Raw genomic sequence first — 21,657 nt, forward strand, 5'->3', positions numbered from 1 at the left:
CCCCCCGCCCCTCCCCTCAAGGGGGAGGGGAGCGGACAACCAGCGGCGCTCTAGGGAAAGACCAGCAGCTTCACCGCCAGCGCGATCGACACCACCACCACCAGCGGTCGGATCAGTTTGGCGCCGAAGCGGATGCCGGTGAGGGCGCCGAGATAGCCGCCGATGATCTGCCCGACGATCATCACTCCCGCCACGAGCCACACTACGTTTCCCGAAGGGATGAACAGCGCCAGCGCTCCGAGGTTCGAGGTGAGGTTCAGCACCTTGGTGTGCCCCGCCGCGCGCGTCACCCCGAACCCGAACAGCGTGACGAAGCCGAGCGTCATGAACGAGCCCGTCCCCGGCCCCAGGATGCCGTCGTAGAACCCGACGGCGAACCCCATCAGCGGCAGGAAGGTGGCGACGCCGAGCCGGGCGTGGCTGTCTTCGTCGGTGAGCCTGGGCGCGAACGCGAAGTAGAGCGCCACCGCGATCAGTGCCACCGGCACGGCATATTGCAGCACGGTCGTATCGATCGACTTGACTGCCAGCGCCCCGAGGAACGAGCCGCCAAAGGTCAGTGGAATGGCGATCGCCAGCAGCCGCAGCGATACGAACCCCTTGCGCCAGTAGGTGAAGGCGGCGATCACCGTGCCCACCACCGATTGCAGCTTGTTGGTCCCGAACGCGGTGACCGGTGGAATGCCGACCGCCAGCAGCGCCGGAATGGCGATCAACCCGCCGCCGCCGGCAATGGCATCAACGAACCCCGCGAGCAGCCCCACGAAGCCAAGCGCGACGAGGATCGTCAGGTCGAAGCTCACAGCAGGGTGGAGATCCCCGGCGGCACCCCGCCCATGATCGACAGCAGCGCTTCGAGCTGCGCCTTCCTGAGCGGCGTCCAGTCGGCGGTCCGCGAGACGATCAGGTTCGCCTCCGACTTCATGATCAGTCCGTCCTCCAGCACCCTGAGCTGGTTGGCGGCGAGGGTGGAGCCGGTCGAAGTGATGTCGACGATCAGGTCGGCCGATCCCGCGGCCGGCGCCGATTCGGTCGCCCCGGCGCTCTCGACGATGCGGTATTCGGCAATGCCGTACTTGGCGAAGTGCCGCCGCGTCAGGTTCACATACTTGGTCGCAACGCGCAGCCAGCGCCCGTGGCGCGAGCGAAAATCCGAGGCCACATCGGCGAGGTCGGTCATCTGCTGCACGTCGATCCAGCTGTCGGGGATCGCCACCACCACATTGGCTTCGCCGAAACCAAGCCCGCGCACGAACAGTACGTTCTCTTCGCCGTTCTCCGAGGCCTCGTGGATCAGGTCCGAGCCGGTGACGCCGATATCGACGCCGCCGAGGATCAGCTCGCGCGCAATCTCGGCCGCCGGATAAAACCGCACCGTCACCTGCGGCTGGTTCTTGATCGAGCCGACATAGGAACGTGCGCCACCCGGACGGGCGATGTTCATCCGCGCCGTCGAGAAGGCCTTGCGGGTCAGCTCCTCGAGCCGCCCCTTGCTGGGGATCGCAAGCGTCAGGCCGCCGGGCAAAGTGCTCATTGTTCGGCCTCCCTCTCGAGCCGGTCAACCCACAGCGCGCAGCCCGAAGCCTTCACCGGCTCGCCAGCTCCCAGCCGCTCCAGCATACGGTCATACTCGCCGCCCGATGCCAGCACCTCGCCGTCCGAGCCGGTCATTTCGAACACGATGCCGGTGTAGTAATCGAGGCGCGGCGAGAAGCTCGCATCGAAGATCACGTCTGCATTGGGCGATAGCGCCGCCAGCGCCGCCGCGTGGTTCCGCACCTGATACAGCGGCTCGTCGAAATCGAAGCCGGCCTGCTTGCACATCTCCGAGATGCGCTCGAATGCCGTCTCGGTGCTCTCGGCAACCGACAGATAGTTCTGCAAGAGCGCTACCGTCTCGGGCGGGATCGGCGCCGATTCGAGCGCCTGCTTTTCGAGGTATCGATCGGCAATCTCTTCCGGCGTGCGGCTGCCGATCAGGCTCAACCCGCCCGACAGCATGGCGTCAGTGACGATTTCGATCACCGTATCACGGCTATCGGGGGCAGGGGCCTCCACCCGCTCTTCCGGGTTGGCGAGCCGTTCCATCAGCCGCTCCAGCGCCTCGGGGTGGCCGAAGCGGTGGCGGATGCGGCTGCGCCACGCCACTGGAATCTGCGCCGCCTCGAGGAACGCCTCGAACAACCCGACGCCGCCCAGCCGTACGCTCGGCGCGGTGATGTCGTAGATGGCCAGCGCCCAGCGCGCAAAGGTCAGCACCTGGTCGAGCGCGTTGTCGGCGTCGGCCTGGCCCAGGAGTTCCAGCCCGGCCTGTTCGAACTCGACCGGGGTGGACTGGTACTGACGGAAGATCGGGCCGAGATAGGTGTAGGCCGAGGGCGCGCCAGTGAGCCCGTCCTCGAGATACTGCTGCGCGATCGGCAGCGTGAAATCCGGCCTCAGGCAGTACTCGACGCCGTTATTCGTGGTGGTCAGCAACAGGTTCCGGCCGAATTCCTCGCCCGCGAGGTCGAAATACGGGCCCGCCGGCAGGAGCAGCGCCGGCGTGGCGCGCGTCACCGTGCGCGACTCGACCAGCCGTACCAGCGCCGCGTATCGCTCCGATGCTGTCTTCACTTATTGGCATCCAGATAGGCGGACACCGCCGGCAGTTCGGAGATGGCGGCAACAATCGCGTCGAGGTCACCGTCACATTCAAACTGGCCCGGCCGCGCCGCCTTGTATTCGGCATTGTCGGCAATCGCTTTGGCCGCCTCTTTGCCGGCGATCAGGTCCTTGATCTGCACCTTGCCGAGTTCGCGTTCCTGCGTACCTTCGATGATCACCGCCGGGGAGTTGCGCTTGTCGGCATAGGCCACCTGCTTGCCGAAATTCTTGGTGTTGCCCATGAACATCTCGGCCCGGATGCCGGCCCGGCGCAGCCGCGAGGTGATCGCCTGGTAGCGCGCCGTCTGCTCCTTATCGAGCACCAGCACCACCACCGGCCCGAGCGGCTCCTCGGCCCCGAGATTGCCGGTCAGCCGCAGCGCATGGGCGAGGCGCGAGACACCGATCGAGAACCCCGTTGCCGGCACCGGCTCCGAGCGGAACCGGCTGACCAGCCCGTCATAGCGGCCGCCGCCGCCAACCGCGCCGAACACCACATCCTGGCCCTTCTCGTTCTGCACCTTGAAGGTCAGTTCGATCTCGAACACCGGACCGGTGTAATATTCGAGGCCGCGCACCACTGCCGGATCGATCTTGATCCGATCCGCGCCATAGCCCGCCGCATCGAACAGCGCCTGCATGGCGTTGAGTTCGGCGATCCCTTCATTGTGCTCAGGCTCCTCGCCCCGCACATAGTTCAGCACCACGGCGCGCTGTTCGTCGCTGAGGCCCGCGCCCTTGGTGAAGTCGCCGCTCTCGTCCTTGCGGCCTTCGCCGAGCAGCAGCGCCACCCCCTCGGTGCCGAACTTGTCGAGCTTGTCGATGGCGCGCAGCACCGCGAGCTTCTGCCCTTCGTCGACGACACCGGCAGATGCCAGCACCCCGTCCAGCACCTTGCGGTTGTTGACCTTCACCACGTATTTGCCGGCGAGGCCGAGCGCATCCATGGTGTCGGCCATCATCATGCACATCTCGGCATCTGCCTCGGCCCCTGCCGCGCCGACTGTGTCGGCGTCGAACTGCATGAACTGGCGGAACCGCCCCGGGCCCGGCTTCTCATTGCGGAACACATAGCCGGCCCGATAGCTGCGATAGGGTTTGGCCAGCTTGTCGAAATTCTCGGCAAAATGCCGGGCCAGCGGCGCCGTCAGGTCGTAGCGGAGACTCATCCACTGCTCGTCTTCGTCCTGGAGGCTGAACACGCCGGCGTTCGGCCGGTCGGTGTCGGGCAGGAACTTGCCGAGCGTCTCGGTATATTCGAGCAGCGGCGTTTCGACCGAATCGAAGCCATAGCGCTCATAGACCGCGCGGATCTTCGCCGTCATTGCGTTCACCGCCGAAATATCGGCGGGCAAACGATCTTCGAAGCCGCGCGGCAACCGCGGCGCGATGAGCTTCTTCTTGTCGGTCATGGTGTCTGCTGGTCAGAGCCCGGAATCTGAGGCTGGTTCCTAACGGAAAGCCCCCGCTGACTCAAGGAAACCACCTGTGTCTTTGCAGCAACAGTATCATGCGTGGTGCGTCAGCCTGCCGCATCCGGGGTTGGCATCGGGTTCGAGTCGGCGTATCAGCCCCCTCGTTCAACGCCAACCAAAGAGGAGGCGACGCATGATTCATTCGATGTTCGTTTCCGGTCCTGGCGTTAACCCAGCTGGTCTCGCTCGCGCCTAATGGCGCCGACCCCTCCCCGGGGTCCTCTGTTCCAGCCCTTTCTAGCCTCGACTGAACCCCAGTAACCGGCATCGCCATTCGGCGTCTTCGCGCGTCCGGATTCCGTCGCCACCACCATTGTCTCTCAACCAGAGGACCGGGCCGCATTGCGCCCGGATGAGATCATGACTCTTGAGCTCCAGACCCGTGCCCCGGCACGCACCAATCGCGCTCAGGCGCACACCCATGTCGGCGTCGCCGGCGCGCTGGTTTCAGCAGCCGTCACGATGCTGGCCAACGCCCAGCTGGCGCGCGCGGCGAGACGCTACAAGTCTCGCGGGTCGCCACCTGTGCCCAGTCATCTCCGTCGCGATCTCGGGCTGATGCCCGAGGTGATGGAGCCGAAAAGCCACTGGGACTACCGCTAAGCGCTTGCTCCGGACCTTGGGGTCTGGAGCAAGGCTCGGCCGTCCCACCGCTTTCATCAGAGGACCGGGCTTCGCCCGGACAAGTGAGATGGTTCTCATCGTACGGGACCGCGCCACGTCGCGCATCCTCAACACGCCCGAATTCGACATCGGGCAAATCGGCCTCATCGGCCGTATCCGCCTGTTCATCGCCCGGCGCCGTGCCGATGCGATGCTGCGTCGCGTGCTCCGGCCCTATCGCCGCGGCAGCGCTGCTCCGTTGTCGCCGCACCTGCTCAGGGACATCGGGCTGCCGCCCGATTTCCCCATGTAGAGCGTTCTCAGGGCGCCGGGCCGGACGAGGGCAAACCCTTGCCGGGACCGGCGCCCGTCATCAGATTCATCATTCAAGGAGCCGGCGCGTAACGCGTCCGGACACGCACATGCTTTTGTTCAAACGCCCTGGCGGGAGCCGCCGGAAGCCAGACCTCAGCCAGCCCTTGCCGCCTCGCGAGAGGCATAGGGACGGCCTGCCGCTGCTCGGCAACATCACCGGCCTCGAGCTCATGGCTCTGTTCATGAGCCGCTGACCGCTACCCATCCTCACGGGAGCCGGCGCGTGATGCGTCCGGATACACACATGTTCCTGTTCAAACGGCCCGGCGACCGCCGCCGGAATGGCACTGTCGACGAACCGCTTCCGCCGCGGGAGTGGCGGAACAACGAAATGCCACCCTTTGGCAACGTCACCGGCCTCGAACTGATGGTCCTGTTCCTGAGCCGCCAACAGCAAACCCGCTATTGAGGGAGCCGGCGCAACCGCCGGACGACACGATGTTCTTCCCCCGCAAACTCGGCCTCCGCCGCAACGCGCAAAAGCCGAAACAGCACCTCGACCCGAGCGACGAGCTGCGCCCCGAGCTCAAGCTGTCCAAGCTCGAGCTGATGGCCCTGCTGCTGATCAGGTAGTCAGCCGGATCGAATAGGAGGGGCGTCAGGGCATGCTCACGCGCCTCAAACTCGGTGTCATTCCCGCGAAAGCGGGAACCTCTGTTTTCTTGGCCTGCTGCACGATCGCAAACGGAGGTCCCCGCTTTCGCGGGGATGACGTCGAGCGTGGGCGCGGTATTTGGAGCCTATTTCGGCCGCTTCAACGCATCCCGCTCCGCCGCCGTCTCGGCCCGACAGAAGCACCCGTCCACGTGGTCGTTCACCAGGCCCATCGCCTGCATGAACGCATAGCTCGTCGTCGGGCCGACGAACGAGAACCCGCGCTTCCTGAGGTCCTTGCTCATGGCCTTCGACGCCTCGGTCTCGGCCGGGATACTCCCCGAGACGATCGGACCCTTCACCGGTTCCGGCTCGAAACTCCAGAAATAGGCGGCCAGGGAGCCGAACTCCTGCTGCAGCTCCAGCGCGCGTTTGGCGTTGTTGATGGTCGAGGCGATCTTGCCGCGATGCCGGATGATCCCGGCGTCCTGCAGCAGCCGTTCGATGTCGGCGTCGTCCATCGCCGCCACCTGCTTCAGGTCGAAGCCATGGAACGCCGCGCGGAAATTCTCGCGCTTGCGCAGAATGGTGATCCACGCGAGGCCCGACTGGAACCCTTCGAGGCAGAGCTTCTCGAACAGCCGCGTATCGTCGGTCACCGGCCGCCCCCATTCGCGGTCGTGATAGTGCTGGTAGAGCGCGTCGCTCCCCGCCCAGCTGCAGCGCGTCACCTCGGTCGGCGTTGACATGGTTAACTCCCGGTAAATAGATGAGCCCGCATAGCGATCAGCAGAGGTTGTAGACCTTCCGGTTCGATCGCCCGTCAAGCCAGCAAGATTGGAAGTCCGCACGCTTCCGATCTCATGACAATCATAACTGGCGAATCGGCTGGGGGGCCAAACGCCAATGATCCTGCCACAGGACCTGAAGGCGCTCGTCGTCGACGACAATGCCTATGCGCGCGCCGCGGTGGCGGCAACCCTGCGCAAGCTCGGCCTCGTTTCAATCGATGAACTGGCGGGCGCCGCGCCCGCCGTGGGCGCCATCCAGGCAACGCGCTACGATATCGTGTTCATGGATTGGTACATGCCGGAAATGAACGGCGCGGCACTGCTGGAGGTGATCCGCGATCCGCGCTTTTCCCCCAATGGACGCGTCCCGGTGGTGATGATCACTGCCTATCCCAACCGCGAGACCATTGCCCGCGCCAGGGAACTGGGCGCCAGCGAAGTGCTCACCAAGCCCTTCAGCCTCGCCCATGCCGCCGCTGCCCTCGGCCGCCTGCTGCCCGACGGCTGGCAGATCCCCGACGAGCCGGAGGCAGGGCAGGTGCTGCTGTAGGGTAGGGGCGATCAGGGGCGGCATGCCCGTGTTTCAGTCATCCCTTGACCATCTATAACCAAGGCGTTATAGAACGTTGAGGTTATAGATGGAGACCCAGCATGCCCGCAGCTCTGACGATCACCCACCCCTCTGACAACGCCGTCACCGTGTCGCGCAGCTTCGACGCGCCTGCCGACCTGGTCTTTGCCTCCCATAGCCAGCCACAGCTGGTGCAGCGCTGGCAGCTCGGTCCGCCGGGCTGGAGTATGCCCATCTGCGAGATCGACCTGCGCGTTGGCGGCACCTACCGCTACATCTGGCGCAGCGACGCCGACGCCTCCGAGTTCGGCTTCACCGGGCGCTACCGCGAGATCGTCGTCCCCTCCCGTATCGTCCACACCGAGGGGATGATCGGTACGCCTGGCGAGGCGGTGGTCACCACCACCTTCGAGGAACGCGGCGGCCGCACCACGCTCACCCTCACCATGAGCTTCGACAGCCAGGAGGTTCGCGACCAGGTGCTGCTCACCGGCATGACCGACGGCATGGCTCAGAGCTACGACCGCCTGGATGCGCTGCTGGCCGAGCGGGTGGCGTAACGCGTCGCTGTCCACGCCTCGACTCCGGCCGGTGGTTGCTGTTACCGGCCGGCTCATCTGCTCCTCCAACAGCAAACCGGCGCCCCCGCGTCACTTCTACTTAACCACCTTCCTTCACGCCTCATTCGATATTCTCGTTAATACTGCGGCCGCCCGACTCCCTCGGGCGTCCGCGTACTAATGATGAGTGTGTGCCATGCTGCGTTCGTCCCGGGCGGTGCTCGCCGCCACTGCCTGCCTCGTGTCCCTGTCCGTGTTCGCCGATACGGCCAACGCGGCGCAGGGCCTGTTCATGTTCGATCTGTCGCGTCCGTCGCTGCAGGATGCCAAGCCCCATCCGGGCTACAAGGTGAAGAGCAACAAGGTGCGTCTGGCGCCCGAGTTCCGCCGGCAGATCGTTGCCTACAAATCCAACCAGAAGGCCGGCACCATCATCGTCAACACCGGCGAAAAGCACCTCTACCTGGTGCTCGGCGACGGCAAGGCGTTGCGCTACGGCATCGGCACGGCCCGCGATGGTTTCGAGTGGAGCGGCACGCACAAGGTTTCCAACAAGCGTCAGTGGCCGGGCTGGACGCCGCCCGAAGAGATGAAGCGCCGGCAGCCGAACCTGCCCGACTATATGCCCGGCGGCATCAACAACCCGCTCGGCGCCCGCGCCATCTATATCGGTTCGACCCTCTACCGCATCCATGGCACCAACGAGCCCTGGACCATCGGCCAGGATGTCTCATCGGGCTGCATCCGCATGGTCAACGATGATGTCGAAGATCTCTACGAACGCGTCAAAATTGGCGCCAAGGTGATTGTGCTTTAGTTAGGAATTTCAGCGACACTGACGCCGGAATTCTGGGGGTTTTCCGGCGCCATGCGCGGTATTTTCGAGCTTTTCAAGCGGTTCCGCGCCGATGAGCGCGGCGTTTTCGCAGTCATCTTCGGCCTGATGGCCATCGTCCTCGTCGCCATGGCCGGCGCCGCCGTGGATTACACGTCGATGGAAACCGCTCGCACCAAGATGCAGATCGCGCTTGATTCAGCGGCACTGGGGCTTGCCCCCAAGATCTACAGCCAGACCGAGGAACAACTGCGCAAGTCCGCCGAGGACCTGGTGCTCGAGCGGCTGAACGACGACAGCCTGACCGTCAGCGTCGACTGGGCCGACGCCACCACCACAACTGGCACCCTTAAGCTCAAGGGGACGATCACCGTTCCGATGGCCTTCGTCACGCTGGTCGGTATTCAAGACATGACGACCAGCATCGTGTCCGAGGCCACGCGTGGCTCGGTAAACCTCGAAGTGGCGGTGGCACTCGATACGACCGGCTCGATGGGCAGCTCAGGCATTTCCACTTTGCAGACCGCCCTCGCCACCTTGATTCCGCTTGTCGTGCACGATGAGCAGACTCCGACCTACTCCAAGATGGCCCTGGTGCCATACTCGACGGCCGTCAATGTCGGCTCTGCCTATGCCGACGAGTCGCGCGGCACGATCCCCGCTTCCAAGACGATCAGCTCCGCAGCGTGGTGGGATGTCGAAAAGGACATCAGTGGCGCGACCCAGGCGCGCCCCGTGGTCATCACCCAGAACGCTCACGGCCTCAACAATGACGACATGATCTATATCACTGGCGTCAAGGGCATGACCGAGTTGAACAACAAGGCGTATATCGTAAAGAACAAGACGACGAACACCTTCGAGCTCTATGGGACGAACGGCTCGCGCGTCGATGGTCGAAACTATTCGGCCTACCAGACGACCACAGCCGACAAGATGAAACGCTGCATCATTGCGGCGAGCTGCAACATTGTCATCACTTCGACGGCGCATGGCTTCGCAAACAACGACTATGTGCGCCTCACGAACGTCTCGTCCAATATGTCGTCGCTCAACGACGACGACTATCAGATCACCAAGCTGAGCAACGACACGTTTTCCATCCCGGTCGTCGGTTACGGCAGCACCTATGTACAGCCAGTGACGACAGGCAAGGCCTGGTGCACCAAGTACGGCTGCCAGTACTACCGTATGAGTTCGAGCCGCACTTACGAAGCTACCCCGGCGTGCGTAACTGAACGATCGAGCAACAGTTTCACTGACACCGCGCCAAGCACCACGCCGCTTGCCATCCACTACACGTCCAACGGCACCTGCGGTAGCGCGGCCAAGATCCTGCCATTGACCTCCAACAAGACCAAGCTCAATGCCTACACCGCATCCGGCGCGCTCAGCGCCAGCGGCGCCACTGCCGGTCAACTGGGCACGGCCTGGGCGTGGTACCTGGTCGCGCCCAACTTCGCCGAACTCTTCGATGATCCTCAGGCGACCGTGGGTGGCGACTACGAGTCGCGGCCGGCCGCCTATACTGCTCCCAACACGATGAAGATCGTCATCATCATGACCGACGGTGAGTACAACACGGAGTACTGCAAGGGTGTCAGTCCCAGCTATTCCGGCTGCAGCGCGCCCGACGGAACTACCGGCACCATGACCGGGCCATTCGGCCAAGCCGAGGATCTCTGCTACAACATGAAGCAGAAGGACGTGGTGGTCTACACGGTTGGTTTCAATCTCGGCACCACGGGTAACGCCGTGTCGCTACTGAACAAGTGCGCATCTGAGCCGAGCAAGGCCAAGCTCGCCAACGACAGCGCCGGCCTCGTGGCAGCCTTCCGCGAAATTGGCGAGAACATTTCAGACCTCCGTCTGTCGCAGTGACCTAACCCTGCAAAACGAAGCGCTTGCCGCCGGGAAAGGCGGCGAGCGCCGCTTGCTGCTCCGCCTCGGTGAGCCCCTCGAAGCGGATCGCCATGGGCAGCTCTGGCGCATCGATCGGCGCGATCGGATTGGTAGGCCGCAACCGCGCGTTGTGCGCCGCGGCCAGCCATGACTTCGCCCTGCGGCTGGCAATTGGGGAAGTCAGTCTGTAGGCGCGGCGATCCATCTCGAATACTCCATATGCACGGGCCAACTCAGTAACGCCGGGATGGTAAGACTGGTTGCCGCGCATCCCTCTCATTTCTCAGTCAAATCCGCGTCAGTTCGAACTTCTGGCAGAGAGCGCCCTTGCAGCCATTGATGGTCATGGTGTCGCCGTCAACCAGGGTCAGGGTGCCCTTTACCACTTCGCCCATATATTCGGCGCTGCCGCGCCATTTGTTCTCGAGCGCGCGCTTGGCGCCCTTCAGCACGTAGGAGTCGAGATAGCTAAGGTTCTCGGCGGTGCGCGCATCGTCACGCAGCCATACCAGCTTGGCGCAGAGCTCGGTGCCATCGCCGCACAGCGTCACCTCGAACCGCGACTCGCCGCTGACCGTCTGCCAGGTCCCGGCCGGGGACTGCGCGGCAAAGGCCGGCGCGATGGCGAGGGCCGTGGCGACGATGGCGGTGGCAATGAGCGTGAACGACTTCGGCATGAAGGAGCCCCTCGGCAACATGGTGAATGCATTGTTGCCATTCCCACTGCCTGCAGGTGCTTGAACCCGTCGCGAACGCTTCGTTCAGTCAGGGTTCATCACCGGGCCGATCAGCGACCGCACCATGGCGACCCGCTGGTCGACTGGCAGGGCAGGGATCCGCACCAGCTCAAACCCGAACCGCTCATACGCCTCGATGTGAAAGCGCTCGAACCGCATCGAATCCGCGAGGCTGATCCGCCGTACCTCCGTATTGGTGATGAAGCCCAGGAGCTCGACGAACAGTACCTGCCGCTCATACTGGCCAGACGCCAGCATCGAACCGATTGATTCGACGAGCAGCTCCGGCACTGGATGGTCGAGGTACTCCGCCAGCGCCAGCGTGCAGACCAGTGACCGATCCGCCACCCGCACTGCCCCCGTCGCAGGCCGCGCCGCCCGGAGCAGCTGCAGCCTGGCGATGTCGGTGATGAACTCGGGCTGTCGCCACGGCTCCTCGATCCCACGCCCCTGGTCGAGCGCGATCACATCGGTCGCCGCCTCCTCGACCACGTCTACGCCCTGGGCTTCAAGCGCCCTGAGGATAACGGTTTTCCCGGCGCCCGGGGCACCGGTCAGGATGAATTCGCGGGCCATCGCCTCGCTCCATGTCAGGGTGACGCCAAACCCGGATGGGTCAGCGCAATTTACGTGTCAGCGGGGGGATTTGCTTAGTGCCGGGCCAGTGCGGGAATGGTACCGCCTCCCCGGATCGAACGGGGGACCTCTAGATCCACAATCTAGCGCTCTAACCAACTGAGCTAAGGCGGCCCGGCAAGCGCGGCGGACCATAGTTTCACTTATCGCTGCTGGCAAGCGTCGATTTGAGCCTGTTTTTCATCGCCTGTTGACAGCCTGCGGCTTAACCATCGGCAGCGAATGCCGGCCGCTGACGTCCGCGCGATATGGACCGGGCGGGGGCCCCGGGATATTTAGAGAAGATTAAATTCCGAGTTCGCTTTGTGTCGAATTGGCACGAGGCAGGAAAAGAGTACGCGTGCGCGCTGAGTGGATCAAATCGCCGACGGCCCGGCTGGTGCTGGTGCACTGGGCCGACGCGCGCCCCGCCTGGCTATGGTCGCAGGATGGCGAAACCCTGCTCTGGCGCAACGATGCCGCGCGCTACTTCCACGGCAAGATCAAGAAGCACGGGCTGAAGCTGGCGCCCGAGGCGGTGCCGATCAAGGGGCAGATCGCCCGCCTGATCCGGCTCGGCTCGATGGGGCGCTCGAGCCTCAGCCGCATCCAGTTCCTCGCCGGCGAACGGCCGGTCTCCACCACCTGCACCTGTACCCCGCTCGAACTCGAAAGCGGCGACACGGGCCTGTTGATCGTCGGCGTCGATCCGATCGAGCCCGAACTGCTCGAGGCGCATGATCCGATGCAGGGCGATGCCCTGACCGCGCACCTGCTGCCTGATGGCGCCGAGTACCTGCTGGTCAGCGAGGACGGGCAGATTGCCGGCGGCTCGCGCCATGCGCTCGAGCACTTCGCCCCGATCATCGAGAGCGAGGGCCTGCCGCACGACGCCGAAAGCGCCGAGGTGACCCTCGCCGGCGACACGATGCTGCTGACCCGTTTCAAGGCCAGCCCGCACGACGCCATGCTGCTGCTGTTCGAGCGCCACGCCGCCGCGGCGCTGGAGATCGCCGATGTGCGGGCGGAAGAGGGCGTTATCGCCCGCGAAGATGCGCCGGCCCTGCCGCCGCGCACCGTCCCCGAGCCCGAGCCGCTGCTGCCGATGGGCCTGCCGCCGGTCGAGCACGCCGACGATGAGCCGGTGATTGCCGAGGAAGACAACTGGGTCGAGCCGATTCCCGCTGCTCCGGACGTGCCGGGCACGCTGGCTTCGCTGTTCGACCGTCTTGCCGATGACGGCGGCCTCTACACCGCGCTCAGCCCCGGCGACGAGCACTTCGCCGGCCCGCCGCCCGAACTGGTGGATGAGCCGCTGGTACCCGAGGCGGTCGAAGCGGACGAGGCCCTGCCGCTGCCCGAACTGCCGGCCGAGGTTGAGCCGGTACCACTCCCGCCTCCGCCCGCGCTCGATGTCATCGGCGCGCTGATCGACTTCGCCGACGAGGACGAGGTCGCCGAACCCCACGCGGTCGCGCCGGCCGCAGGGATTGCGGCAGTGGAACCGGTGGTTGCGGGCGCGGAAGTCATCGCCGACACGGCCGAGCCCGAACCTGAACCCGTTGCCGCCACAACCTGGCGTGTCATTGGCCGCGGCTTTGCGGCGCTCGCCCCGGAACAGCCTGCCGAGGACGAGCCGGGCGAAGTCGTCACTGCGATCCCTGACGCCGAAACCGTGGAGCGCGTCTCGCGCTACAATTTCGATGAGCTGAGCCGCATCCTCACCGATCGCGTCAGCGCCCATCCGTCGCCGCCGCCCGCCGATGCGCCGGCGCCGCCCCCTGCCGCCAACGAAGGCGCCCTGATCAACCTCACCGGCGAGACCTTCATCCTCAACCGGCTGCCGCTCGGCATCCTGGTGTTCCGCGATCAGCAGGTGCTGTTCGCCAACCGGGCGCTGACCGACCTCACCGGCTACGAGTCGATCGAAAGTCTGCGCGCCGCCGGCCTCACCGCCATCTTCCCGTCCGAGGACAGCGCCGTCTCGGGACCGGTGACCCAACTGGTGCGTCGCGATGGCAGCCTCGCCTCGGTGAACGCCCGGCTGCAGTCGATCACCTGGCACGGCCGTCCGGCTCTGATGCTCTCGGCCGGCATCGCCGAGAATCGTATCGGCCACGAGGCCGCCGTCCGCACCTTCGCCGAGCTCGCCGCCGAAACCAGCGACGACGGCTTCATCGCCGCCGACCGCTCCGGCACCATCACCACGGTGTCGCTGCACGGCCGTATCGTCCTCGGCCATGTCGAGGAGGATATTGTCGGCAAGCCTTTGGCGAGCTTCATCGAGCCCTCGCAACTGGGCGATCTCAAGCGCTTCCTCGAACGCCCGGCCCGCTTCGCCGAGACCGCACGCCCGGCCATCACCTTCACCGGGGCGGTGCCCAATACCCGCATCACGCTGTTCGCCGAGGGGCAGGCCGGCATCATCGCCGGCTACTACGCCTTCGTCCGCAAAGCGGCGTCGCCGATCCCGCCGGTCCCGATCGTCAAGCCCGCCGAAGACATCGAGCCCTCTATGCTCACCCGCATCAGCCGCGGCGTGCGCCGGCCGCTCAATACCGTCATCGGCTTTGCCGACCTGATCCGCTCGGCCTCCTTCGGCTCGATCGACAACCAGCGCTACCTGGAATATGCGCAGGACATCAAAACCGCCGGCCAGGAGATCGCCCACCTCGTCGACGAACTGGATGATTACAGCCGCCTGCGTGAGGGACGCTACCCGGCCGAGGCCAACGACATCGACCTCGTGCTGCTGCTGGAAAGCTGCCTTGCCCGCGTCCGTAGCCAGGCCGGCGAAGCCCGGGTCCTCGTGCGTAACGCCGTTTCCGAGCGGTTGCCGCGCATCACTGCCGACACCGCCTCGCTGACCCAGGCCATCCTCAATCTGCTGGCCAGCGCTATCGACCAGACCCCGGTCGGCGGCTCGGTCATCCTCTCTGCCCAGCAGGAGGACGACGGCGCCGTGATCGTCAATGTGCGCGATGGCGGCGAGGCCCGCCGCGATCTCGGCGAGCGCTTCGTGGTGTTCCGCGATGGCGTCGGCAAGGACGGCGAAGCCCTGCAACCGGTCCGCTCCAGCGTCGGTCTGGCGCTCACCCGCTCGCTGCTGGCGGTCAACGCGCTGTCGCTCTCGGTCGATCCGGCCGTCGGCGTGGGCACCATGTTTTCGCTGTTGATTCCTGCCGACCTGGTCCGCGAGACCAGCCAGTGAGCCGGGAGATCCGGCTGGTTGGCGCCATCGCGGTCCGTCCTGCAATCCTCGCGCTCATCCCCGAGTTTGAGGCTGCCACCGGCTATGCCGTCGCGGCCCGCTGGGAGCTCAATCCCATCGTCAAGCAGCAGATCGAAGCCAGCGTACCCTTCGATCTCGTGGTCATCAACCCCAACCTGGTCGCCGACCTCGCCGCACAGGGCAAGCTCGAGGTGGCAAGCCAGGTGTCGTTCGGCCGGATCGCCATGGGCGTCGCGGCGAGAGCTGGTGGCCAGCCGCTCGACCTCGGCTCGGTGGCGGCGTTCGAACGCACCCTGCAGGCCGCCGCGTCGATCGCCTATGCCAACGAGGGCACCAGCGGCAGCTACTTTATCGGCCTGCTCGAGCAGCTTGGCATAGCGAATGAAGTGCGGCCAAAGCTTGTCCCTACCTCCGGCGGGCAAACCGCGGCGGCGGTGGCTCGCGGCGAGGCCGAACTGGCAGTGATCCCGGTGAGCTCCATCCTCGCCGCCGCGCCCGACGTCGTGCTGGCCGGCCGCTTTCCGTCCGAGCTGCAAAGCTACATCGACTTCGCCGTCGGCATCAGCACCGGCGCGCGCGATGCGAAGGCAGCCAGGGTGCTGTCCGCCTTCCTCACCTCTGCCGCATCGGACGAGGTTCTCGCCGCCAAGGGTCTCGAACGCCGCTGAACCACTTCACGATCCGGTTTGTTGACTTGGTCGGTCAGAAAAAGCAAAAACCACGCCGAGCGGGAGCCTCCCGCGATCCGGATCCGATCATGACCATGCTCCCGCGCCTTGCTACCGCCCTCGTTCTTACGCTGGCAGCGGGGCCAGCTCTGGCGCAGAGCGGCGAGGTCAATGTCTATAGCTACCGCGAACCCGGTCTGATCCAGCCGCTGCTCGATAAGTTCACCGCCGAAACCGGCATCAAGACCAACGTGCTGTTCGCCGGCGATGGCCTGCTCGAGCGCGTTGCGGCCGAGGGCGAGTTGTCGCCCGCCGACGTGGTGCTCACCGTCGATATCGGCAACCTCGCCAATGCCAAGGATTTCGGCATCACCCAGACCATCCCGGCCGAGGCGCAGGCCCGCGTGCCCGCCGCCTATCAGGATCCGGATGGCCAGTGGATCGCCCTGTCGTTGCGGGCCCGCGTCTTCTACGCCAGCAAGGATCGTGTCCCTGAGACCGCGCTGACCTATGAGGATATCGCCAAGCCGGAATGGAAGGGGCGCCTCTGCACCCGCTCCGGCCAGCATGTCTACAATATCGGCTTGATCGCCACCCGCATCGCCCATTGGGGCGTCGACAAGACCCGCGACTGGCTGACCGCCGTGCGCGACAATCTCAACGGCCCGGTCTCCGGCGCCGACCGCGATCAGGTCAAGAAAATCCTTGATGGCAGCTGCGACCTCGCCATCGGCAACACCTATTACATGGGCTTGATGCTCAACAACGAAGCCGAGCCCGAGCAGAAAACCTGGGCCGCCGCAGCCCGCATCATCTACCCCGATCCCGATGGCGACGGCACGCAGGTCAACGTCTCGGGCGCCGTCATCGCCAAGTATGCACCCAACCAGGCCAATGCCCAGAAGCTGGTGGAATTTCTGCTCTCCGACGAAGCCCAGCACCTCTATGCCAGCGGCAACTATGAGTTCCCGGTGGTGGCCGGCGTCGCCCCATCCGATCTCGTCGCCAGCTGGGGCGAGCTCAAGGCCGACAAGACGCCGCTGACCGAGATCGCCGCGCACCGCAAAGAGGCCAGCGCGCTGGTCGACGAGCTGCGCTTCGACGAAGGCCCGCAGAACTGATCGGACACGTTGCCGCAGCGATCGCGCCAGGGGGTCGCGCTGAAACCGGCGGCTTGGCTGACGAGCTCATCGGCGTTCTGGAACGGTTCTAAAAGACGGTCACAAACCGGCAACATTCCGCCGCCCTGCATTGTTGACTTTGTTGCTCAGAATTCGTGATTGCAGCCGGTCACCGGTGGCCTGAGGGGGCGCCGATAACGGGAGTCTGCCATGACCATGACGATGCGACTATCCGCTGCGCTGCTTGGCGCTGCGATGATTGCCGGCACCGCCGGGCCGAGCTTTGCCCAGAGCGGCGAAGTCAATATTTACAGCTATCGCGAGCCCGGCCTGATCCAGCCGCTGCTCGACAAATTCTCCGCCAGCACCGGCGTCAAGGCCACCGTGCTCTACGCTGGCGACGGCCTGCTCGAGCGCGTCGCCGCCGAGGGCGAATTGTCGCCCGTCGACGTGGTGCTCACCGTTGATATTGGCAACCTGGTCGGTGCCAGGACGCAAGGCTTGACCCAGCCGATCACCACCCCGGCGCTGACCGAGCGCCTGTCGCCCGAGTTCCGTGACGCCGAAGGCCACTGGGCCGCGCTGTCGCTGCGCGCCCGCGTCTTCTATGTCAGCAAGGACCGCGTCGACGCCACTGCGCTCACCTACGAAGATATCGCCAAGCCCGAATGGAAGGGGCGCCTCTGCACCCGGCCGGGCGACCACGCCTACAATATCGGCCTCGTCGCCAACCGTCTCGCCGCCTGGGACGAGGACAGGACCCGTACTTGGCTCACCGCGGTGCGCGACAACCTGTCGGCCCCGCCCGCCGGCAATGACCGGGCCCAGGTGAAGGCCATCCTCGAGGGCTCTTGCGACCTCGCCATCGCCAACACCTATTACATGGGCCTGATGCTGACCAATGAGGCCGAGCCTGAGCAGAAGGACTGGGCGGCCTCCGCGCGGATCGTCTATCCCGACGCCGAGGCAGATGGCACCCAGGTGAACGCTGCCGGCGCCTTCATCGCCAAGTACGCCCCGAATGCCGAGAACGCCAACAGGCTGGTCGAATTCCTGCTCTCCGACGAGGCGCAGCAGCTTTACGCCGATGCCAACTACGAGTATCCGGCGGTAACCAGCGTCAAGCCGGCTGAACTGACCCAGAGCTGGGGCCTTCTCAACCCCTCGAAGGTCTCACTTACCACCACTGCCGATTTCCGCGACGAAGCGGCGGCGCTGATCGATGAGCTGAAGTTCAACGAAGGCGCACAGAACTAGTCCCAAGACGGGAGGCTGCCCCATCAGCCGAACGACCGTGGCATCGATGAAATCCGGAACCGGCGGCAGGAAGCTCCCGCCGGTTTCGGCCATCCTGCTGCTGGCCCTGATGGGGCTGCCGATCCTCTGGCTGGCCGTGGCCGCGCTCGACACCACCGGCGCCGGTGGCCTCGCCGCTGCCATGCTGCCGACGGCGTTGCGCGAAACTGCGACGCTCATGGCCTGGGTCGGGGTGATCACTGGCATCCTCGGCCTCGTCTCGGCCTGGCTGGTGACGCATTTCGAGTTCCCCGGTCGCCGCATCTTCGAATGGGCGCTGGTGTTGCCGCTGGCCATCCCGACTTACCTCGCAGCCTACACCTATGTCGAATTCCTCGATTTCACCGGTCCGATCCAGCAGGCGCTGCGCGCCGTCATCGGCGGCGAGACCATCAAGGACTACTGGTTCCCACAGATCAAAAGCCCCAGCGGTGCCGCCTTCGTCCTGTCGATGGTGCTCTACCCCTACGTCTATGCCTCCTGCCGCGCCTTCTTCGTCATGCAGTCGGGCTCCATCTCGGCCGCGGCGCGCACCCTCGGGGCAGGGGGCTTTCGCGCCTTCTTTTCCGTCACCCTGCCACTGAGCCGGCCGGCCCTCGTCGTCGGCATCACGCTGGCCATGATGGAGGTGGTGAACGACCTCGGCGCCGTGCAGTATTTTGGCGTCAACAGCCTCACCGCGGTGATCTATTCCACCTGGATCAACCGTTCGAACTTTGGCGGCGCCGCGCAACTGGCGGTAATGATCGTGCTCATCATTGGCCTCCTGATCCTGCTCGAGCAATGGGCCCGTCGCGACCGCGTCTATGCGCTGCATCGCGACAGCCGCGTCGCCCCACCGCGCGAACAGCTCGTCGGCGCCGAGCGCGGCCTCGCCATCGGCTTCTGCACTATCCTGCTGCTGCTCGGCTTCGGCGTTCCGGTCGGCGAGTTACTGGTGCTCGCCATCCGCAACCTCGGCCCCGATGCCTTCGGCCTCACTATCAACGCCGGGCTCACCACCATCACCCTCGCGGGGCTCGGTGCCCTCATCACCGTGATTGTCGGCCTCGCTGCCGCCCGCATCGGCAAGTCGCGCGCCGCCCACGGGCTCATCCGCATCGCCACCCTCGGCTACGCCATCCCCGGCACCGTGCTGGCGCTGGGCCTGTTGCAGCCACTCGGCCAGGCCGACCTGTGGTTCAACCGGATGACCATGGCGATGGCCAACTGGCGCCCCGGCCTCATCCTGTCCGGCTCCATCGCCGCGCTGCTTTACGTCTATGCCATCCGCTTTCTCGCGGTGTCGCACTCGACTATCGATGCGGCGATGAAGAAGCGCGGCGACACCATGCTCGACGCCGGTCGGGTTCTCGGCGTCACCGGTTGGCGACTGTTGTTCCGGGTCGATTTGCCCACCTTGTCACCGGCTCTGCTGACCGCCGCGACGCTGGTCTTTGTCGAGATCGTCAAGGAATTGCCGGCGACGCTGTTGCTGCGGCCGCTCGGTGTCGAAACACTGGCCACTGTGGTTTATGCCCGCGCCAATGTGAGCCTGTTCACCGAAGCAGCGCTCCCCGCCCTGACCATCGTCTTGGTCGGCCTCGTTCCCGTTATCCTTTCGACCCGGTTCAGCGATCGGCGCTGACACGATACATTGGAAATTAACCGGTCATTGACTAAGCATTAGCCGGTTAGGTCTTTCCTTCACTTGGTTGGTTCTTGGGGCGCCGGGGCATGAGAGATTACATCCTCACGCGGCTCGCATTGGCAGTCGGAGCGGTCCTCGGCGCCGCCGCGTTGCTGTTCCTCCTGCTCGACATCCTGCCCGGCGCCGGCGGTACCGATCGGCCCGCCTGGGTCCGCTTCCTCGGGCTGTTCACCGGCGATACCGGAGCGCCCAACACCCTTGGCGAGCGCCTCGCCGTCACCCTGCCACTGGCGCTGCTGGCGCTGGTTATTGCCGGCGCCGTCGGGACCGGCCTTGGCCTCGCCGCCGGCCGCTATCGCGGCATGGTCGATGGGCTGGTGCGCGCGCTTTCCGGTGTGCTCGCGCTGTTGCCGCCATTCTGGCTTGGCATGCTGCTGGCACTGCTGTTCGCCGCTCTCCTGAAACTGTTGCCGGCCAGCGGCTTCGTCCCCTGGAGCAACCTGCCCGGCGCGCTCGCCTCGCTGCTGCTGCCGGCGCTCGCGCTCGGCCTCCCCTATGCCGGTCAGCTTGCGCTCCGCATCCGCCGCGATCTCGGCAGCGTGGCTGAAGACGACGTGCAGCGGCTGCGCGCCCAAGGTGTCGCCGCCTCCGCGGCGCGCTGGAAACTCGGCCTCGCTGGCGCGCTGCCCGAATTGCCGCAGGCCATGGCGCGCATCTTCGGCGCCCTGTTGATCGGCGCCGCGCTGGTCGAGAGTGTCTTCTTCCTCCCCGGCCTCGGGCGCCAGATTCTCGGCGCCGCCGAACAGCACGACCTGGGACTGCTGCGCGGCGGACTGCTGCTGCTGATCATGGTTGCCGCCTGCGGCATGCTGCTCCTGGCGCTGCTGCGCGTGCTGGTCGACCCGGCGCTGCGGGCGGAGTGGCGTCGATGACCCTCGAAGCGGCGCCCGTCCGGCCCGGCATCGACCCGCGCATCGTCCTCGGCGCCACGCTCGCGGTGATCATCGCGTTCCTTGCGCTGGTCTCCCTCGCCTGGACCCCGCACGGCGCTGCCAGCCTGACCCCGCTCGCCGAACCCGACGCCATCCACTGGATCGGCACCGACGCGATCGGCCGCGACGGCACCTCCGTGCTGATGACCGCAACGCTCACGACGCTGCTGCTCGCCGTCTTCGGCACGCTTGCCAGCCTGTTCGTCGGCATTCCCGTCGGCGCTGCTCTCGCCGTGCGTCTGCCGCCCTCGCGCCGCACGGCGCATGTCACCAGCATGCTGCCGCCGGCGCTGCTCATCGGCATGCTCGTCAGTGGCCTCGCCGCGCCCGCCAACCTCACGCTGTTCCTCGCCATTGCGCTCCCGGGCACGGTAGTCGCGGCCACTATCACCCGCCGTGTCCTCGCGCCGCTATGGCACCGCGACTACGTCACCGCCGCGCGCCTTGCCGGCCTCCGTCCGCTCGCCGCTGCGCAGCGCCACGTGTTGCCACGGCTTTTGCCGCAACTGGGCGCTCTTGGGCTTGAACTGCTGGCCATCGCCATCCTGATCGAGGTCAGTCTCTCCTTCGCCGGCCTCGGCGTCCTGCCGCCCGGCACGAGCCTCGGCCTGATGTTGCGCGAGGCCCAGCAGTTCATGGCCATCCGGCCGCTGCTGATCCTCGTTCCAGGGGCCGTTGCGGTCGTCACTGCGCTGGCCCTGATGCTGGCCGCCACTGGCCTCAGGGGAGCACGCCATGGCGCTTGAGCTCACCAGCCTCGGCGTAGCCATCGCCGGCAAGCATCCGGTCACCGGCCTCGATCTGGCACTGGCCGATGGTGCCGTCCTCGCCATCGTCGGCCGCGCCAATAGCGGCAAGACGCTGCTGGCGCAGGCTATCGCCGGCCTCCTGCCCGCCGGCGCCACCGTTCATGGCACCGGGCTCCCCAGCAAACGCCCCGGCGTCATCGGACCCGATGCCAATCCAATCGAGCTCGCCCGCTGCCTCGACCGCGGTGTCGATCTCCTCGTCTGC

At 65.7% G+C, this 21,657-nt stretch carries 23 protein-coding genes and 1 tRNA gene; 15 read left to right on the top strand and 9 right to left on the bottom strand.

The window, feature by feature from the left end; genetic code table 11:
* Positions 1 to 50: 50 nt before the first annotated feature.
* Genes VW23_RS05855 through hisS form a run of 4 tightly spaced genes read right to left on the bottom strand, consistent with a single transcriptional unit; the run spans position 51 to position 4,058 of the window.
* The gene (locus tag VW23_RS05855; protein WP_069908655.1) at positions 51 to 803 is read right to left on the bottom strand and encodes a TSUP family transporter; all 753 of its coding nucleotides are present in this window, start codon (positions 801 to 803) and stop codon (positions 51 to 53) included.
* The gene (hisG, locus tag VW23_RS05860) at positions 800 to 1,534 is read right to left on the bottom strand and encodes an ATP phosphoribosyltransferase (RefSeq protein WP_055884785.1); all 735 of its coding nucleotides are present in this window, start codon (positions 1,532 to 1,534) and stop codon (positions 800 to 802) included. Before hisG ends, VW23_RS05855 begins: the two co-directional genes overlap by 4 nt.
* Complete coding sequence (locus VW23_RS05865) at positions 1,531 to 2,616, bottom strand: ATP phosphoribosyltransferase regulatory subunit (RefSeq protein WP_069908656.1); 1,086 nt, start codon at positions 2,614 to 2,616, stop codon at positions 1,531 to 1,533. The genes hisG and VW23_RS05865 overlap by 4 nt, the downstream gene beginning before the upstream one ends.
* Positions 2,613 to 4,058, bottom strand: a complete 1,446-nt coding sequence (gene hisS / locus VW23_RS05870; RefSeq protein ID WP_069908657.1) for a histidine--tRNA ligase — start codon at positions 4,056 to 4,058, stop codon at positions 2,613 to 2,615. Before hisS ends, VW23_RS05865 begins: the two co-directional genes overlap by 4 nt.
* 423 nt (positions 4,059 to 4,481) lie before the next feature.
* Here hisS and VW23_RS05875 point away from each other — a divergent pair, with 423 nt between their 5' ends.
* The 4 genes from VW23_RS05875 (at position 4,482) to VW23_RS29640 (ending at position 5,672) form a co-directional block, all read left to right on the top strand.
* Complete coding sequence (locus tag VW23_RS05875) at positions 4,482 to 4,724, top strand: hypothetical protein (RefSeq protein WP_069908658.1); 243 nt, start codon at positions 4,482 to 4,484, stop codon at positions 4,722 to 4,724.
* Positions 4,725 to 4,812: 88 nt separating this feature from the next.
* Positions 4,813 to 5,037 (top strand): hypothetical protein, encoded by a 225-nt coding sequence (locus VW23_RS05880; protein WP_055884793.1) that lies wholly within the window; start codon positions 4,813 to 4,815, stop codon positions 5,035 to 5,037.
* Positions 5,038 to 5,343: 306 nt separating this feature from the next.
* The gene (locus VW23_RS28885; protein WP_176730339.1) at positions 5,344 to 5,508 is read left to right on the top strand and encodes a hypothetical protein; all 165 of its coding nucleotides are present in this window, start codon (positions 5,344 to 5,346) and stop codon (positions 5,506 to 5,508) included.
* Positions 5,509 to 5,537: 29 nt separating this feature from the next.
* Positions 5,538 to 5,672, top strand: coding sequence for a hypothetical protein (locus VW23_RS29640; protein WP_280138971.1), 135 nt, complete (start codon positions 5,538 to 5,540; stop codon positions 5,670 to 5,672).
* Positions 5,673 to 5,839: 167 nt separating this feature from the next.
* Here the strand turns inward: VW23_RS29640 and VW23_RS05885 are convergent, their stop codons facing one another.
* Entirely contained in the window at positions 5,840 to 6,442 is a 603-nt protein-coding gene (locus VW23_RS05885) for a DNA-3-methyladenine glycosylase I (RefSeq protein WP_069908659.1), read from the bottom strand.
* Between the two features lie 157 nt (positions 6,443 to 6,599).
* Here VW23_RS05885 and VW23_RS05890 point away from each other — a divergent pair, with 157 nt between their 5' ends.
* The 4 genes from VW23_RS05890 (at position 6,600) to VW23_RS05905 (ending at position 10,331) form a co-directional block, all read left to right on the top strand.
* Positions 6,600 to 7,034 carry a response regulator gene (locus tag VW23_RS05890; protein WP_069908660.1) on the top strand — a complete coding sequence of 145 codons (435 nt, stop codon included), beginning with the start codon at positions 6,600 to 6,602 and terminating at the stop codon, positions 7,032 to 7,034.
* Between the two features lie 101 nt (positions 7,035 to 7,135).
* Entirely contained in the window at positions 7,136 to 7,615 is a 480-nt protein-coding gene (locus tag VW23_RS05895) for an SRPBCC family protein (RefSeq protein ID WP_069908661.1), read from the top strand.
* A 196-nt stretch (positions 7,616 to 7,811) separates the two neighbouring features.
* Entirely contained in the window at positions 7,812 to 8,432 is a 621-nt protein-coding gene (locus VW23_RS05900; RefSeq protein WP_069908662.1) for a L,D-transpeptidase, read from the top strand.
* A gap of 51 nt (positions 8,433 to 8,483) precedes the next feature.
* Positions 8,484 to 10,331 carry a TadE/TadG family type IV pilus assembly protein gene (locus VW23_RS05905; protein ID WP_069908663.1) on the top strand — a complete coding sequence of 616 codons (1,848 nt, stop codon included), beginning with the start codon at positions 8,484 to 8,486 and terminating at the stop codon, positions 10,329 to 10,331.
* 1 nt (position 10,332) lies between these two features.
* Here VW23_RS05905 and VW23_RS05910 read toward each other — a convergent pair whose 3' ends face one another.
* The 4 genes from VW23_RS05910 to VW23_RS05925 form a co-directional block, all read right to left on the bottom strand.
* On the bottom strand, positions 10,333 to 10,557 hold the full coding sequence (locus tag VW23_RS05910; RefSeq protein WP_069908664.1) for a hypothetical protein: 225 nt from the start codon (positions 10,555 to 10,557) through the stop codon (positions 10,333 to 10,335).
* 82 nt (positions 10,558 to 10,639) lie between these two features.
* Entirely contained in the window at positions 10,640 to 11,029 is a 390-nt protein-coding gene (locus VW23_RS05915) for a DUF2147 domain-containing protein (protein WP_069908665.1), read from the bottom strand.
* A gap of 84 nt (positions 11,030 to 11,113) precedes the next feature.
* Positions 11,114 to 11,665 (bottom strand): AAA family ATPase, encoded by a 552-nt coding sequence (locus VW23_RS05920; protein ID WP_069908666.1) that lies wholly within the window; start codon positions 11,663 to 11,665, stop codon positions 11,114 to 11,116.
* A 97-nt stretch (positions 11,666 to 11,762) separates the two neighbouring features.
* Positions 11,763 to 11,839 (bottom strand) — tRNA-His (locus VW23_RS05925).
* A gap of 226 nt (positions 11,840 to 12,065) precedes the next feature.
* On the opposite strand from VW23_RS05925, the gene VW23_RS05930 reads away from it, so the two are divergent.
* The 7 genes from VW23_RS05930 to VW23_RS05960 all read left to right on the top strand — a co-directional run bounded on the left by VW23_RS05930 (position 12,066) and on the right by VW23_RS05960 (position 21,389).
* On the top strand, positions 12,066 to 14,915 hold the full coding sequence (locus VW23_RS05930; protein ID WP_069908667.1) for a sensor histidine kinase: 2,850 nt from the start codon (positions 12,066 to 12,068) through the stop codon (positions 14,913 to 14,915).
* Positions 14,912 to 15,604, top strand: a complete 693-nt coding sequence (locus tag VW23_RS05935) for a molybdate ABC transporter substrate-binding protein (protein ID WP_069908668.1) — start codon at positions 14,912 to 14,914, stop codon at positions 15,602 to 15,604. The genes VW23_RS05930 and VW23_RS05935 overlap by 4 nt, the downstream gene beginning before the upstream one ends.
* Before the next feature lie 89 nt (positions 15,605 to 15,693).
* Positions 15,694 to 16,725 (top strand): extracellular solute-binding protein, encoded by a 1,032-nt coding sequence (locus VW23_RS05940; protein WP_069908669.1) that lies wholly within the window; start codon positions 15,694 to 15,696, stop codon positions 16,723 to 16,725.
* Between the two features lie 210 nt (positions 16,726 to 16,935).
* The gene (locus VW23_RS05945) at positions 16,936 to 17,982 is read left to right on the top strand and encodes an extracellular solute-binding protein (protein ID WP_084645624.1); all 1,047 of its coding nucleotides are present in this window, start codon (positions 16,936 to 16,938) and stop codon (positions 17,980 to 17,982) included.
* Positions 17,983 to 18,028: 46 nt separating this feature from the next.
* Positions 18,029 to 19,648, top strand: coding sequence for an ABC transporter permease (locus VW23_RS05950; RefSeq protein WP_069908670.1), 1,620 nt, complete (start codon positions 18,029 to 18,031; stop codon positions 19,646 to 19,648).
* A gap of 89 nt (positions 19,649 to 19,737) precedes the next feature.
* Positions 19,738 to 20,583 carry an ABC transporter permease subunit gene (locus VW23_RS05955; protein ID WP_084645626.1) on the top strand — a complete coding sequence of 282 codons (846 nt, stop codon included), beginning with the start codon at positions 19,738 to 19,740 and terminating at the stop codon, positions 20,581 to 20,583.
* Positions 20,580 to 21,389, top strand: coding sequence for an ABC transporter permease (locus VW23_RS05960; RefSeq protein WP_069908672.1), 810 nt, complete (start codon positions 20,580 to 20,582; stop codon positions 21,387 to 21,389). The genes VW23_RS05955 and VW23_RS05960 overlap by 4 nt, the downstream gene beginning before the upstream one ends.
* Positions 21,390 to 21,657 lie beyond the last annotated feature (268 nt).

Origin of the sequence: Devosia insulae DS-56 (genome assembly GCF_000970465.2) — a bacterium.
Classification (GTDB): Bacteria; Pseudomonadota; Alphaproteobacteria; order Rhizobiales; family Devosiaceae; genus Devosia_A; species Devosia_A insulae.

What these genes read in the sequence shown, in the direction of transcription:
- VW23_RS05910 (WP_069908664.1), bottom strand. Translation starts at nt 10,557, where the DNA reads ATGGATCGCCGCGCCTACAGACTGACTTCCCCAATTGCCAGCCGCAGG.
- VW23_RS05905 (WP_069908663.1), top strand. Translation starts at nt 8,484, where the DNA reads ATGCGCGGTATTTTCGAGCTTTTCAAGCGGTTCCGCGCCGATGAGCGC.
- VW23_RS05900 (WP_069908662.1), top strand. Translation starts at nt 7,812, where the DNA reads ATGCTGCGTTCGTCCCGGGCGGTGCTCGCCGCCACTGCCTGCCTCGTG.
- hisS (WP_069908657.1), bottom strand. Translation starts at nt 4,058, where the DNA reads ATGACCGACAAGAAGAAGCTCATCGCGCCGCGGTTGCCGCGCGGCTTC.
- VW23_RS05960 (WP_069908672.1), top strand. Translation starts at nt 20,580, where the DNA reads ATGACCCTCGAAGCGGCGCCCGTCCGGCCCGGCATCGACCCGCGCATC.
- VW23_RS05885 (WP_069908659.1), bottom strand. Translation starts at nt 6,442, where the DNA reads ATGTCAACGCCGACCGAGGTGACGCGCTGCAGCTGGGCGGGGAGCGAC.
- VW23_RS05890 (WP_069908660.1), top strand. Translation starts at nt 6,600, where the DNA reads ATGATCCTGCCACAGGACCTGAAGGCGCTCGTCGTCGACGACAATGCC.
- VW23_RS05915 (WP_069908665.1), bottom strand. Translation starts at nt 11,029, where the DNA reads ATGCCGAAGTCGTTCACGCTCATTGCCACCGCCATCGTCGCCACGGCC.
- VW23_RS05950 (WP_069908670.1), top strand. Translation starts at nt 18,029, where the DNA reads ATGAAATCCGGAACCGGCGGCAGGAAGCTCCCGCCGGTTTCGGCCATC.
- VW23_RS29640 (WP_280138971.1), top strand. Translation starts at nt 5,538, where the DNA reads ATGTTCTTCCCCCGCAAACTCGGCCTCCGCCGCAACGCGCAAAAGCCG.
- VW23_RS05920 (WP_069908666.1), bottom strand. Translation starts at nt 11,665, where the DNA reads ATGGCCCGCGAATTCATCCTGACCGGTGCCCCGGGCGCCGGGAAAACC.
- VW23_RS05880 (WP_055884793.1), top strand. Translation starts at nt 4,813, where the DNA reads ATGGTTCTCATCGTACGGGACCGCGCCACGTCGCGCATCCTCAACACG.
- VW23_RS05875 (WP_069908658.1), top strand. Translation starts at nt 4,482, where the DNA reads ATGACTCTTGAGCTCCAGACCCGTGCCCCGGCACGCACCAATCGCGCT.
- VW23_RS05945 (WP_084645624.1), top strand. Translation starts at nt 16,936, where the DNA reads ATGACCATGACGATGCGACTATCCGCTGCGCTGCTTGGCGCTGCGATG.
- VW23_RS05895 (WP_069908661.1), top strand. Translation starts at nt 7,136, where the DNA reads ATGCCCGCAGCTCTGACGATCACCCACCCCTCTGACAACGCCGTCACC.
- VW23_RS28885 (WP_176730339.1), top strand. Translation starts at nt 5,344, where the DNA reads ATGTTCCTGTTCAAACGGCCCGGCGACCGCCGCCGGAATGGCACTGTC.
- VW23_RS05955 (WP_084645626.1), top strand. Translation starts at nt 19,738, where the DNA reads ATGAGAGATTACATCCTCACGCGGCTCGCATTGGCAGTCGGAGCGGTC.
- VW23_RS05940 (WP_069908669.1), top strand. Translation starts at nt 15,694, where the DNA reads ATGACCATGCTCCCGCGCCTTGCTACCGCCCTCGTTCTTACGCTGGCA.
- hisG (WP_055884785.1), bottom strand. Translation starts at nt 1,534, where the DNA reads ATGAGCACTTTGCCCGGCGGCCTGACGCTTGCGATCCCCAGCAAGGGG.